Origin of the sequence: Phocaeicola faecium, assembly GCF_014837055.1 — a bacterium.
Taxonomy (GTDB): Bacteria; Bacteroidota; Bacteroidia; order Bacteroidales; family Bacteroidaceae; genus Phocaeicola; species Phocaeicola gallinarum.
The window spans coordinates 194,893-208,597 of the sequence record NZ_JACSPQ010000017.1; the positions used below are offsets into that span (position 1 = coordinate 194,893).

Sequence of the window (13,705 nt, forward strand, 5' to 3'; positions counted from 1 at the left end):
GTTACAATTCGCTGATTTCTGCAAATAATTCAACCATGCAAGCGTTTTCCAGCAAACTTTTAAATTGGTTTGACTTATTTCCCGACCAGTCGTTGCTGAACAAGCCGTTGCTGTCGCGCGTCCATCTCCAAGCAAAATCGGCGTTATCTATCATCGCTTTGATGTAAGTCGGGTTATGGTCGGTTTGATAAAGAGCCTTTAAACCTCTGAACAAGATAACATTAAACCACGGACTGTCGGGATAGAATCTCATTTCTCCTTTCGGCGTTTGCTGCAAGCGGCAGAAATACTCGTAAGCCCCTTTAGCCGTTTGCTGCGCATCCTGTAAGTAAGCCTCCTTGCCTGTAATCTGGTAAAGCAGTACGCCTGCCTGAATCATTTGCCCACTGTTGTAGGTATATTTGGCATAGCCTATTTGACCTTCTAAGCTGATATTGTCCCAATAAACAAAATCCTCAGGGTCGCGCAGGTTTTTCTTGGTCCACTCGTAGGTTTCTTCAGCCTGTTTCAAATACTTTTCATCTTTTGTGAGCTTATATAACTTCAGACACAGAACCGTAGCCGGAGCATTTGAACAAGTATTTTTGGAGGTACGTTTCTGTTCACACCAATAGATTCCTCCACCCAGTTCGTCCGACCATCCAGAGTAAATGTACCGATGCAGGGCGATAGCCTTGTCAAGATATTCTTGTTTGCCGGTAGCTTCGTAGTAATCGCAACAGTCTAAAGCTATCCAGTCGTTGTCATCGTAATATCGGTCATTTTTCCCTGCAAAGGTGGGGTATGATTGGTAACACGCCGGTTTCCGGGTATTGTCCCAATACAAATCAAGTCCCGGCTTGATTTGTTTATCCATAAGCTTCTTGTATTTGTCTGCTTTGGATATTTTGTACATGGAGACACAGCCCGAAACCATTGCCGAATACGGCCAAAGGAAAGATACTTCTTGCTGAGTAAGATTAGCATCGCTGTTGGCAGTATAAGTAATCTGTTGCTTGGGGTTACGAGGATAAGTTTCCATCAGCAGTCCGTATTTCGGAACCTGATATAAAGTTAATATCGTGTTCAGTAACGAATCTGCCCGCTGAAAGAAAAGATTACCTCCATACTGCCTTGCCGACAAGAGCAAGGGCAGTATGGTGAATAAGAAACAAAAAGATGCCTTTTTCATGATTATTTCAGGTTAGTGTGCGAAGAAGGAATCAGTTCGAAGATTGCCTTAATCCGTTTCATATCTAATTTGGGAGTACGGTTGTAATAATAAATACCGTTCTTTTCCTGTTCCACGTCAGTGAGTTGCGTGTAACAGAATCCCATAACGTGTTTAGCGTCTTTCAAGGCTTTTACCTGACTTTCCAAGCGAGTGTAGAACTCTTCGGGAGTTTGAGGTATGTTTCCATAGCCCCAAGAATTTTTGCGCTCTTCGGCCGACATCCATCCGATGCCTCCGAATTCGTCTACCATATAAGGTTGTCCTTCGTACACGGCCAAGAATTTTTTGTCGCGGCTGTTTCGGTAAGGTTCTTTTTCTTCTTTAAACTCCAGTTGTTCTGCCAGTTTGCTTCCATCCTGTTCATAATTATGTACACTCCAGATATCGGTCAGTATATGGTCGTCTCCGCTGGCATCGTTGATGGGACGGGTGGGGTCGATTGACTTCGTTATATGATAAATGTCGCGTATCAGTCGCGGATAAACTCCTTCACGGCTTCCCCAAGTTTCATTAAAAGGAGTCCAAGTAACCAGCGACGGATGGTTCCGGTCTCTCGCTACCACTTCCGTCCATTCGCCGATGTAATTGCGCACCGCCAGTTCGTCATTGATATCCATCACCCAGCTTGCACTCTCTCCCCATGTAAGATAACCCAATTTGTCAGCCCAATAATAATAACGTTCTTCGAAAACTTTCTGGTGGAGTCTTGCCCCGTTAAATCCGGCTTCCTTTCCCAGTACGATGTCGTTTTTCAAAGCCTCGTCTGAAGGAGCTGTCCATACTCCGTCGGGATAATATCCTTGATCGAGTACCAAACGTTGGAAATAAGGCTCGTTGTTCAGATAAAAGATGCCATCGGCAGTATGTACTTTGCGCATACCCGCATACGATTTCACCTCATCAATGATGTTTCCCTGCTGGTCTTTTACCTGATAAACCAAGTCGTATAAGAACGGATTCTCAGGACTCCATAACTTCATATTCTTGACAGGAAGTATGATGGTACTGCTGTTTGAGCAGGTAACGCTTTTTTTTGCTACTGTCTTATTGCCGTCTTTTAGCACGATTTCCAGCGTATTGTTAGACTCTTGATAAAATTCCGGAGTAATAATCAGTTGTTTTTGGTCAATGTCGGGGCGTACTACCGCTGTTTTTAATCCTTTCTTGTCAACAGCTTCCATCCAAACCGTTTGCCAGATACCGGTAACGCGGGTGTAGGAGCATCCTCCCGAATAAAAGTTGGTACATTGTTTCCCGCCGGTCTGTTTACCCGAACGCAGGTCATCTTTTACCTGAAGCACCAAGTTATGTGTTTGTCCGCTTTTCACGAATCGGGTGATATCTGCCGAGAATGAAGACGAACCGCCCCAATGCGACTGTACAAACTCTCCGTCGATATAAATTTCAGTATAATAGTCTACCGCTCCAAAGTTAAGCAATATCTTTTTCCCACTCCAGTCGGCAGGGATTGACAGTTTGCGCTGATACCACAGACAGTTGATAAAATCGGTATGCGCTACTCCCGACAGTTTGCTTTCCGGACAAAACGGAACAGTAATTTGCTGGCTTAGTTGTTCGGCCTTTTGTAGCGAGCGGTCTTTACCCGATTCTCCGAAATCGAACTCAAAGTTCCATGTTCCGTTTAAGTTTACCCATTGGCTGCGTTCAAATTGCGGACGTGGATATTCAGGACGCGGCTGCGGATTGGCAAATCCGTTCAAGCAAATTAATGCGAATAAAGTTGTTAATAGTTTCTTCATGATAGAATTGTAATAATAAATAGGTTAATGAATTATTCGTAAGTGTTAGGGAACGCGCTGATTCGGAGTCGGGCAGCTCCCATCGGTATTAAGGTGATTTCTTCTTTTTCCCTTTTGGGAGCATCGGCTTCGGGCAGTTCATGGCAAAGTCCGTATTGGTCTACCTTCCAGCTTGGAATCTGTCGTCCTACGGTTTTGATTTCAAGAGGAACGTTTTCCTGCGTGAAGGGGAAATTGTCGGCAGGCCATTGTTTTTTGATTACTTTGAAATCTTTCAGCGCATTGTCTTTGTTTAATACCAATGAGTAATTCCACGGCGAGTCGGGATAGATTTCATACGTAGGCCATTGGCTTGCATCGGCATCTTTTTGCCATTGTGAGTCGCCGATTGCAGTTTCTTTACTGTCGCTCTTTACATATTTCTCTTGTATTTTTAACGACATGGTGAGTGGTCCATAGTTTACGCTTACGCTGTTCTTGTTTACTTGCCATGTACGCAAACTGAGTTGCATGGGTAACGTCAGTTCCACTTTATCGTCGTTTTTCCAAGTGCGGCGGATACAAGCATATTGTCCGCTGGTAACAGGAGTCGTAACTTTCTGTCCGTTGATATGGATTTGTGCTTGGTTTGCCCAAGTAGGAATACGCAAGTAAAGCGGGAATTCCACTTCCTTGTCTGTTTGAACAGTCAACCGGATGACTTCATCGAACGGATAGTTCGTTTCTTCATGAATAGCGATTTGCTGTCCGTCTCCTACTTTCATGGTCGCTTTGCAAGAAGCATACAGAGCTAAAGCTGCTCCGTTATCGGGAGTAGCCAATACCAGATGCTCGGTATAGTAAGGCCATCCTTGTGCATGGTTATGTTGGCAGCAGCGGCTGCTGAAAGGGTTCATGGCAAGGAAAGGTCCGGAGTTATCAATGCCCGGATGATGGTTTTTCGAATCGCTTATCACATGATTCGGGCAGGTGATGTAACGCAACGCCTTAAAATCAGGCATGGTTGCTGCCGGATAAGTATTGAATGCTACATCTTCACAATGTTCAGCCCAAAAAGGATCACCCGTCATGCGGAGCATGATTTCATCCGAAGCCATTTGTTCCACCATTCCGCAAGTTTCTACGCCCTGCCGGGGATCGATATAGCCCATGCGACAATTTTCATCAGAGCCGAACATACCTCCCGGCACTTGTCCGAATGTGCGTCTGATCAGATGATGTACATTGTATGAAGCAGCTAATAAAGCAGAATCTTTATCAAGCATGTAGTAAGTGGCGGGTTCGCGGAAACATTGCGCAACGTTCACGTTATGCCAGTTGGGTAACGTAGAAGGTCTTGTCCAATCGGCAGTGTTGCGATGTATCTTCTCAGCTAACTCTAACAAGAAAGATTCACCAGTTTTATTGTATAACCAATATACGCTAAGCAAATTATCTCCACCGCGGCTATTTTCCCAGTAATCCTCTAAAAATTTATCGTCAGGCAAACTTAACTCCCATTTGAAGAAATTGGTCATTAAAGTTAGCACACGCGAATCGTTGGTATATTCATAATAAGATTGCAGACACCATAACATAATCATTTGCGCCCAGAGTTCAGGCTTATCGCCTTTCATGTTTATCGGACCAAACGATCCATCGGGACGCTGGCTGTTTATGGCTGCTTCAATCCATGTTTTAGCTTCGTTTATCATGTTCTCATCGCCTAAGATGTAAGCCAGATTTCCGTAGCCTTTCAACCAATACGGAACTTCTTCCCATCCATGATCGCCTCCATTGGTGAGCCAAGCATTATTTTCCTTTTCCAGCCATGCACTGATTTCGTTTAAGTGACCGGTCAGTCCGTCTCGTTGCAGTTCCAAATACTTTCTTAACCATCCTTCCGGCTTGATACTTCCTACCGGAAGTTTTAAGAAATGCGACGGTTGCAGTGGAGAACGATTATTCGCATAGTTTGGATTCTGTTCCATTCTGTCTGGTCGGTCTGTCATGGTTACACTAAACTCTGTAGATGTATGGTTACATGAACAACACATTGACAGTGCCGCACAAAACAGCATTCCTTTTACTTTACTGATGTTTTTCATGATAATATGTTTTTTTGATGTTTTAATCTACATACAAAGGTTGCCATTTATTTTTTCTTTTGTGGATAGGTTTTGTCAAATAAAAGATAAAAACTGACCATTTCTTCTTGAATTGTTGGTTGAAATGTATAATTTTGGCTGCATGTTACATACCCAACGAAATATTGTTATGAAATTAGTTTGTTACGTGCCTTTGTTTATTCTTATGTGTATGATGGGTGCCTGTCGGAATAATCCGAATGCCGAAAGCGGCAAAACGGTGTCAACCTTTACCAATCCTTTGTTTGGTACAGGAAGTTCTCCCAGTGCTATTTTTTATAAAGGGAAATATTATTATACGCATGAAACCAACGATATGATTTGGGTGTGGGAGACAGAAGATATTACAGATATGCAACATGCTATTTATAAAGAAGTGTGGCGTTCTGCCGACCCTAACAATAAATATAATTTGTGGGCGCCGGAGATTCATCGGATAAATGACAAATGGTACATCTATTATGCTGCCGATAATGGCAATACGGATAATCATCAGATTTATGTATTAGAGAATGAGGCTGCAACTCCATTGGAAGGAACATTTAAACTGAAAGGAGCGATTATGACGAATCCGGATTGGAACTGGGGGATTCATGCTTCAACTTTTGTTCATAAAGGAGTTCAATACTTGATTTGGTCGGGCTGGCCTCAAAGACGTATCATGGAAGAAACCCAATGCATTTATATCGCTCGGATGAAAAATCCGTGGACACTGGATACCAAGCGGGTTATGTTGTCGAAGCCGGAATATAGTTGGGAACGACAGTGGGTGAATCCCGACGGAAGCCGTACGGCTTATCCGATTTATGTAAACGAGGCTCCTCAGTTGTTTCATTCGCGCGACGGACAAAAGCTGATATTATACTATTCGGCAAGCGGATGTTGGTCTCCCTATTATTGCATAGGGATGCTCACTGCCGATACCGATGCTGATTTGTTGAACCCGGATTCTTGGCATAAAGACGATAAACCGGTATTTTCGCAGTCGCCTCAAGATAGTGTATTCAGTCCGGGAAGCCTTTCGTTTGTTCCTTCTCCCGATGGGAAAGAATGGTATGTACTGTATCATGCCCGTGCAATACCCAACGGCATAACCGGTGATAATGAGTCGAGAAGCATACGTATGCAAAAAATAGAATGGGATAAAAACGGGATGCCCGTATTTGGGAAGCCTGTAAAATTAGGAGTTCCCTTGCCTAAACCTTCCGGATTATAATTTTAGCTGGTAAAAATGTCATCTTTACCCCGACAGCCTGAGGCGGTGTTATGGGTAGAAAAAGGGAATCTGTTGGTTCGAAATTGAGATTGTTATCCGATAAAATAAGTCGTCGTCTGATAAAAGATGCCGACTTATTTTTTGCAATGGAACAAACCGGAGGCAACAGCCCTCAAGCGTAAGAAAAGGCAAGTTATAATGCCTGCGGGGCGTTAAATGGTGAAAAGACTGGTTGGTGAACTGTTTTTTCTGTTTTTTGAATGACTATTTCTATCATTCGTTACTTGCGTTCGTTAGTTTTGCAGCAGAGAATTAACACATTATCTTTATTAAACCTGAAAACGATGAAAAACGTATTTACCAATCACACTCATGCTGCAACGCCCGTAGCCTGTGTATCAATAAAGGATTATGCTCCGCTTTCGGAACAATCGAGTATAGAAATCTTCAACGTCGGGATGTTATGAATAATCATGTTCATCGGATTGCTCCTCCCAAACGCATTCATTCGATTGATGCGCTTAGAGGATTTGCATTGGTAGGTATTCTGTTGTGGCATTGCATGGAGCGTTTTGACCTGACTTTGGTGCCGGTTGTAGATAATCCGTTCTGGCAGCGGGTAGATACGGGAGTCTTTGATACGCTGAATTTCCTGTTTGCCGGAAAGTCGTATGCCATGTTTTCTTTGTTGTTCGGACTGAGCTTTTTCATGCAGATGGATTCTCAGGCAAGTAAGGGAGTAGATTTCAGAGGACGTTTTGTTTGGCGTATGGTGCTGTTGTTATTGTTCGGCTATATTAACGGACTGATGTATTTGGGTGAGTTCTTTGTAGTCTACGCTTTGTTAGGACTGTTTCTTATACCTTTATATAAAGTCCCCACCAAGTGGCTGATAGGATTGGCTGTGTTGCTGTTCCTGCAAATTCCCGCAGTAATCAGTTTTGTTTCCTTGCTGGAGAACAACGTGCCGAACCAGCCTACCGATTTGGTGGTCGAAATGAATCGCCTTTATGAAACCTGTGCTTCTGTGTTTATTCACGGTTCGTTTGCCGATGTGATTGATTTCAATCTGTGGCGCGGACAATGGGCTAAGGTGTTGTGGGTGTTTAATAATTACCGCTATTTGCAGTTGTTGGGGTTGTTTATCATCGGTATGCTGATCGGACGTTCGGGAATCCATAAAGACGAAGTTCGGATGGTAAATTACAGCAAGCTGGTTTTGCCGTATGCGTTGGCGTTTTTTGCCGTGTTCTATGCGATAGCTTATTTGCTTCCTTATTGGGGAGTAAAAGATTTTGCATTGCGGGTAGGACAGACCATGTTTAAAACATACGGTAATTTAGGGCAGATGATGGTTTACGTTTGCGGACTGATACTGTTGTATTACCGATACGGCGGACGCAAGATTTTAGATTATTTGGCTCCGGTAGGCAGAATGAGTGTAACAAACTACATGATGCAAAGTTTTGTCGGCGTTTGTGTTTTCTACGGCTTTGGGTTAAATGGGGCTGTGTCGCTGAATTATCTTGAAAGTTTTATGTTCGGTATCTTTTTCTGCATAATACAAATAGCTTATAGTAATTGGTGGATGAAACGGTTCTATTATGGACCGGTAGAGTGGCTGTGGAGAATTTGTACATGGCTCTGCAGAGTTCCGTTTAAGCGTAACACCGTAAAAGGGCTTGTTTAAGAGGGTTTATCTGGCTCGGCAGAGGGCTTGAAAACGCTACCCATAGGACGCATCAACACTATGGGTAGAACCGGTCAACGCTACCGCATGAGTTGACCAACGCTAACGGTAGCGTTTTTCGGGTATAACGGAGGAGACATTTTGCCCGCGCTTCCGTTAGCGGAAAAAATTCAATGGGTTCAATTAATGCATAGGTTTTAGTATCGATATATATAAAAACATTAGTTAGTATGAAGACAAGAAAAATATTATTGTTAATCGGATGTTGGGCCGTCGGACTTTCAGGGATGTGTGCGACGTTGCGCTATACTCGTGCAGATGTATGGGAGGCTTACGAAGGTTTTAATCGTAATTACCTTGATTCCCTGAAGTATATTTATAAAACGGATACTTCTTTTCCTCGTGCCGTAGACCGTGGAAATGGAGCAGCGGCAATTTGGTGTCAGCCTATTTATTGGGATATGGCGATGAATGCATATCGTCTTGCCCGTTCGCAGAAAGACACAGAGCGCGAAAAAAAGTACAAGGCGTTAAGTCGGAAAATCTTTGAGGGAAATAAAGCTCACTATGTAGGCTTCGATTTCCATGACAATAACGAAAACACCGGCTGGTTTATCTACGATGATATTCAGTGGTGGACTATTACGCTTGCCCGTGCTTACGAATTGTTTGGCGACAAAGAATACCTGAAACTGGCCGAGGCAAGTTTCAGTCGGGTATGGAACGGTTCGAAGCGGGTAGGGGATACCGGCTCGTACGACGAGAAAAAAGGCGGCATGTTCTGGCAGTGGCAACCTATCCATAACCCGAAACCGAATGACAGCGACCGCGACGGCAAGATGGCTTGTATCAATTTCCCTACGGTGGTAGCGGCGATGACGCTTTATAAAAATGTACCCGCAGGCAGGCGCGAACCGGAGGAGGCGGATTGGAACTACCAAACCAAAGCACAGTATCTGGAAAAAGCGAAAGAAATTTATGAGTGGGGGGTAAATAACCTGTTCGACAAATCGACGGGGCGGGTGGCAGACAGCCGACACGGAACGCATGAACCGGACTGGAAAGCCCACGTATATAATCAGGCGACTTTTATCGGAGGCTCGGTAATGCTGTATCAGGCTACGGGTGAACGCCGTTATCTGGATAACGCCATCCTTGCCGCAGACTATACGGTGAAAGACATGTCGCCTGCCGGTGTGCTTCCTTTTGAAAGCGGAATCGAGCAAGGTATTTATACGGCTATATTCGCACAATACATCGCCATGTTGGTTTACGATTGCGGACAATCGCAATACCTTCCTTTCTTGGAGCATACGATAGACTGCGGGTGGAGTAACCGCGATAAGAACCGCATCATTTGCGGAGGAATATACGATGAGGCGGTGAGCGGAAATCAGGTGATAGACAGTTATTCGGCATCCGGTATTCCCGCTTTGATGTTGCTCTTCCCTGACAATACTGTAAAGTGAAAATCATGTATCATCAAAAAAAATAAAAATATGAGACTGACAACATTAGTTTATGTAGCAACAACCGCTCTGCTGGTTGGTTGCGGAGGAGGAAAACAGCAGTCGGAACAACATGCTAAAAACGAATTACGTGCTCCGGCTTATCCGTTGGTAACGATTGACCCTTACACCAGTGCGTGGTCGATGTCTAATCAATTATATGATGCTCCGGTAAAACACTGGACGGGCAAGAACTTCCCTTTACTGGGAGTTGCTAAAGTAGACGGCAAAGCATATCGTTTCATGGGAGAAGAAGAACTGGAACTATATCCGATATGTGGAACCTCCGAGCAATGTGACTGGGAAGGAAAATATACGACTGCCGAACCCGTATCGGGTTGGGAAAAGGCCGGATTTAACGATGCTGCATGGAAAACGGCTCCGGGAGCATTCGGAACGAAAGAAAACGAGCCTACTGCAAAAACTCAATGGGGAAGTGAATACATTTGGGTACGCCGTACGGTAAACATAACCGACGATTTGTCGAAGAAAAACTTGTATTTGGAATACTCGCACGACGATGACGTAATCATTTATGTAAATGGTATAAAGGTGATCGAAACAGGCAATTCGGCGAAAAAGTATGTGTATGCCAAACTTCCCGAAGAAGCAGTTGCTTCGTTGAAAAAGGGAGAAAACATAATCGCTGCCTATTGCCGTAACCGTGTGGGAAATGGTTTGTTGGATTTTGGCTTGCTGGCAGAAAAAGACGATACCCGATTCTTTGCCGAGACCGCTGTACAGACTTCGGTAGACGCTCAGGCTACTCAGACTTATTATACGTTTAACTGCGGGAACGTTGACTTGAAACTGACTTTTACCGCTCCGCTGTTGATGGATGATTTAGACCTGATGACTCGTCCGGTTAACTATCTTACTTACGAAGTTCAATCGAAAGACAATCAAAAACACGATGTGGAATTGTATTTCGAAGCAGGTCCGCAATGGGCGATTGACCAACCCTATCAGAAATCGGTAAGTAAAACCGGAAATGAGAATGGTATCGTTTACGCCAGCACCGGAAGTGTTGAGCAGAACATATTGGCGAAACGGGGAGATGATTTGCGCATCGACTGGGGATATTTTTATTTTGCAGCGCCTGATGACAATCGTTTGAAGGTTGGCGCCGGTGACGGAGCCTTGTTGCGTCAAAGTTTCTTGGCCGATGGTACGCTGAAAGAACAGTCGACCGACGGAATGAATAAATTGGCTATCGCTTGTAAGATGGGTAATGTCAAATCGGATACGGGATATCTGATGCTGGCTTACGATGATATTTACTCACTGCAATACTTCGGTACTAATTTGCGTCCGTATTGGAATCGTAAGAACGATCAGACTATCTTTACCCAGTTGGAAAAAGCAACGCAAGAGTATAGCACATTGATGAAACGCTGTACCGAATTTGATGCGAAACTGATAGGCGAAGCAGAACAAGCTGGAGGCAGAAAGTACGCTGAGTTATGTGCGCTGGCTTATCGGCAGGTAATGGCTGCACACAAGCTGGTTGAGTCGCCCGACGGTGAACTGCTGTTCATGTCGAAAGAGAACTTCAGTAACGGATGTATCAATACCGTGGATTTAACTTATCCTTCTTCTCCTTTGTTCTTGGTTTATAATCCGAATTTGCTGAAAGGCATGATGAACGGTATATTCCAATATAGCGAAAGTGGCAAATGGCCGAAACCTTTTGCAGCGCATGATTTGGGTACTTATCCGTTGGCAAACGGACAGGTATACGGGGGTGATATGCCGATTGAAGAAACCGGAAACATGATGATTTTGAGCGCAGCCATCGCCGTGATAGAAGGAAATCCGGACTATGCGGCTAAGCATTGGGATGTATTGACTACATGGGCAAACTATTTGGCTGAGAATGGTCTTGACCCCGAAAATCAGTTATGTACGGATGATTTTGCAGGACATTTTGCCCATAACACAAACCTGTCTATCAAAGCAATTATGGGTGTGGCTTCTTATGCGTATTTGGCAGACAAGCAAGGAATGAAAGACATTTCGAACAAGTATATGGAAAAAGCCAAAGAGATGGCGGGCGAATGGTTAAAGATGGCTGACGATGGTGACCATTACCGTCTGACATTCGACAAGCCCGGTACGTGGAGCTTGAAATATAATCTGGTATGGGATGAACTGTTAGGCTTTAATCTTTTCCCGAGAGAAGTGGTAGAAAAAGAACTGGCATATTACCAGACAAAAGAAAATAAATATGGAGTTCCGTTGGATAACCGTGAAACCTATACCAAGAATGACTGGATTATGTGGACGGCAACAATGGCGCAAGACCGTGCTACTTTCGAAAAATTCATCGCTCCTATCTATACGTTTATGAATGAAACGGTAGATCGCGTTCCCATGACCGACTGGAACTGGACGTTAGAACCTAATCAGAGAGGCTTCCAAGCACGTTCTGTTATTGGTGGTTATTGGATGAAGGTGCTAAAGGATAAATTAGGAAAATAATCGGGCGGGAAGCAATGTATTTTGTATTTTTGTCTGACTTAAAAAAGATGTATATGAAAAAGAATTTGATAACCGGAGTATGTTTGTTATCAGCATTCGCCTGCGTTTCGCAAGCGAATGCGATAACGGCAGAAACGTCTTATGTGTGTACGAATGATGCGATAAAGCAGGATAATCGTCCGGCTCCGGATAAACGTTTGTTCCATTCCGATGCCGTAGAAAAGCAAATCGAAAGAGTTTGTCGGTTGCTGACTAATACCAAATTGGCTTGGATGTTTACGAATTGTTTCCCCAATACGTTGGATACGACGGTTCATTTCCGCCATTTTGAGGATGGTCGTCCGGATACCTTTGTATATACCGGAGATATCCATGCCATGTGGTTGCGCGACTCCGGCGCTCAAGTGTGGCCTTATGTGCAGTTGGCAAACGAAGATGCTGCACTGAAAGAAATGATAGCAGGTGTTATCAACCGCCAGTGGATGTGTATCAATATTGATCCTTACGCCAATGCGTTTAATGATGGGGCTACGGGCGGAGAATGGATGAGCGACCTGACGGATATGAAACCGGAGTTACACGAACGCAAATGGGAGATTGATTCGTTATGTTACCCCTTACGTTTGGCGTATCATTATTGGAAGGTTACGGGTGACAGCTCTGTTTTTGGCGAAGACTGGCTGAAAGCGATAGCCAATATCCTGCAAACGTTTAAGGAGCAGCAACGTAAAGACGGAACAGGTCCTTATAAGTTCCAGCGCAAAACCGAACGCGCATTGGATACGGTTCCTTGCGACGGATGGGGACGTCCGGTAAAACCGGTCGGCCTGATCGTATCCACGTTCCGTCCGTCTGACGATGCTACAAACATGCAGTTCTTGGTTCCTTCAAACTTCTTTGCCGTGTCTTCTTTGCGTAAAGCGGCAGAGATATTGCAAACAGTCAATAAAAAAGCAGACTTGGCTGCCGAATGCACAACGTTGGCAGACGAAGTGGAAACGGCATTAAAACAATATGCGGTTTATAATCATCCGAAGTACGGAAAGATTTATGCTTTCGAGGTAGATGGTTTCGGCAATCATATTTTGATGGACGATGCGAATGTACCCAGCCTGCTGGCAATGCCTTATTTGGGCGACGTAGATGTAAACGACCCGGTTTATCAGAATACCCGCCGTTTCGTGTGGAGCGAAGACAATCCTTATTTCTTCCGCGGAACAGCAGGTGAAGGTATTGGAGGACCACACATCGGGTATGACATGGTTTGGCCGATGAGTATCATGATGAAAGCCTTTACCAGTCAAAACGATGAAGAAATCAAACGTTGCATTAAAATGTTGATGGATACAGATGCCGGTACAGGATTTATGCACGAATCCTTCCACAAAGATAATCCGGCGAAGTTTACCCGGGCTTGGTTTGCATGGCAAAATACGCTCTTCGGAGAACTGATATTGAAGCTGGTGAACGAAGGTAAAGTAGATCTGTTGAACAGCATTCAGTGATACAAAAACTTAACTCATAGCGTGAAAGAAAGCATCGGCATGTTTTTATACATTTAAGCCGATGCTTTCCTTATTTTATGCGGTAGCGTTTCCGGCGGTAGTTGAAGAAGCCGCCATCTCATTCTTTCAGACTTGTAAGGTGATAAAATTCTGCAAAGTTCCGAAATACATCTTGATTTTATGCGTTCCGAATTGGGAATATTCCG

The 13,705-nt window shown here is 44.1% G+C and carries 9 protein-coding genes; 6 read left to right on the plus strand and 3 right to left on the minus strand.

The annotated features are described in order from the left end of the window. Position 1 precedes the first annotated feature (1 nt). Genes H9626_RS11990 through H9626_RS12000 form a run of 3 tightly spaced genes read right to left on the minus strand, consistent with a single transcriptional unit; the run spans position 2 to position 5,060 of the window. A complete protein-coding gene (locus H9626_RS11990) occupies positions 2-1,171 on the minus strand; it encodes a glycoside hydrolase family 76 protein (protein ID WP_191710601.1) in 1,170 nt (389 codons plus the stop codon). Positions 1,172-1,173: 2 nt separating this feature from the next. Next, positions 1,174-2,973, minus strand: coding sequence for a glycoside hydrolase family 2 protein (locus tag H9626_RS11995; protein ID WP_191710602.1), 1,800 nt, complete (start codon positions 2,971-2,973; stop codon positions 1,174-1,176). Between the two features lie 32 nt (positions 2,974-3,005). Further along, complete coding sequence (locus tag H9626_RS12000; RefSeq protein WP_191710603.1) at positions 3,006-5,060, minus strand: beta-L-arabinofuranosidase domain-containing protein; 2,055 nt, start codon at positions 5,058-5,060, stop codon at positions 3,006-3,008. 169 nt (positions 5,061-5,229) lie between these two features. Here H9626_RS12000 and H9626_RS12005 point away from each other — a divergent pair, with 169 nt between their 5' ends. The 6 genes from H9626_RS12005 (at position 5,230) to H9626_RS12025 (ending at position 13,499) form a co-directional block, all read left to right on the plus strand. After that, a complete protein-coding gene (locus H9626_RS12005) occupies positions 5,230-6,315 on the plus strand; it encodes a glycoside hydrolase family 43 protein (RefSeq protein WP_191710604.1) in 1,086 nt (361 codons plus the stop codon). Between the two features lie 344 nt (positions 6,316-6,659). Beyond that, on the plus strand, positions 6,660-6,782 hold the full coding sequence (locus H9626_RS15045) for a hypothetical protein (RefSeq protein WP_262891999.1): 123 nt from the start codon (positions 6,660-6,662) through the stop codon (positions 6,780-6,782). Beyond that, positions 6,779-8,005, plus strand: coding sequence for a DUF418 domain-containing protein (locus H9626_RS12010; protein ID WP_191710605.1), 1,227 nt, complete (start codon positions 6,779-6,781; stop codon positions 8,003-8,005). The genes H9626_RS15045 and H9626_RS12010 overlap by 4 nt, the downstream gene beginning before the upstream one ends. A gap of 230 nt (positions 8,006-8,235) precedes the next feature. After that, on the plus strand, positions 8,236-9,474 hold the full coding sequence (locus tag H9626_RS12015; RefSeq protein ID WP_191710606.1) for a glycoside hydrolase family 76 protein: 1,239 nt from the start codon (positions 8,236-8,238) through the stop codon (positions 9,472-9,474). 30 nt (positions 9,475-9,504) lie between these two features. Then, a complete protein-coding gene (locus H9626_RS12020; RefSeq protein ID WP_191710607.1) occupies positions 9,505-11,994 on the plus strand; it encodes a glutaminase domain-containing protein in 2,490 nt (829 codons plus the stop codon). Between the two features lie 53 nt (positions 11,995-12,047). Next, complete coding sequence (locus H9626_RS12025; protein ID WP_191710608.1) at positions 12,048-13,499, plus strand: glycoside hydrolase family 125 protein; 1,452 nt, start codon at positions 12,048-12,050, stop codon at positions 13,497-13,499. The last annotated feature ends 206 nt before the right edge of the window (positions 13,500-13,705 follow it).

What these genes read in the sequence shown, in the direction of transcription:
- H9626_RS11990 (WP_191710601.1), bottom strand. Translation starts at nt 1,171, where the DNA reads ATGAAAAAGGCATCTTTTTGTTTCTTATTCACCATACTGCCCTTGCTC.
- H9626_RS11995 (WP_191710602.1), bottom strand. Translation starts at nt 2,973, where the DNA reads ATGAAGAAACTATTAACAACTTTATTCGCATTAATTTGCTTGAACGGA.
- H9626_RS12000 (WP_191710603.1), bottom strand. Translation starts at nt 5,060, where the DNA reads ATGAAAAACATCAGTAAAGTAAAAGGAATGCTGTTTTGTGCGGCACTG.
- H9626_RS12005 (WP_191710604.1), top strand. Translation starts at nt 5,230, where the DNA reads ATGAAATTAGTTTGTTACGTGCCTTTGTTTATTCTTATGTGTATGATG.
- H9626_RS15045 (WP_262891999.1), top strand. Translation starts at nt 6,660, where the DNA reads ATGAAAAACGTATTTACCAATCACACTCATGCTGCAACGCCCGTAGCC.
- H9626_RS12010 (WP_191710605.1), top strand. Translation starts at nt 6,779, where the DNA reads ATGAATAATCATGTTCATCGGATTGCTCCTCCCAAACGCATTCATTCG.
- H9626_RS12015 (WP_191710606.1), top strand. Translation starts at nt 8,236, where the DNA reads ATGAAGACAAGAAAAATATTATTGTTAATCGGATGTTGGGCCGTCGGA.
- H9626_RS12020 (WP_191710607.1), top strand. Translation starts at nt 9,505, where the DNA reads ATGAGACTGACAACATTAGTTTATGTAGCAACAACCGCTCTGCTGGTT.
- H9626_RS12025 (WP_191710608.1), top strand. Translation starts at nt 12,048, where the DNA reads ATGAAAAAGAATTTGATAACCGGAGTATGTTTGTTATCAGCATTCGCC.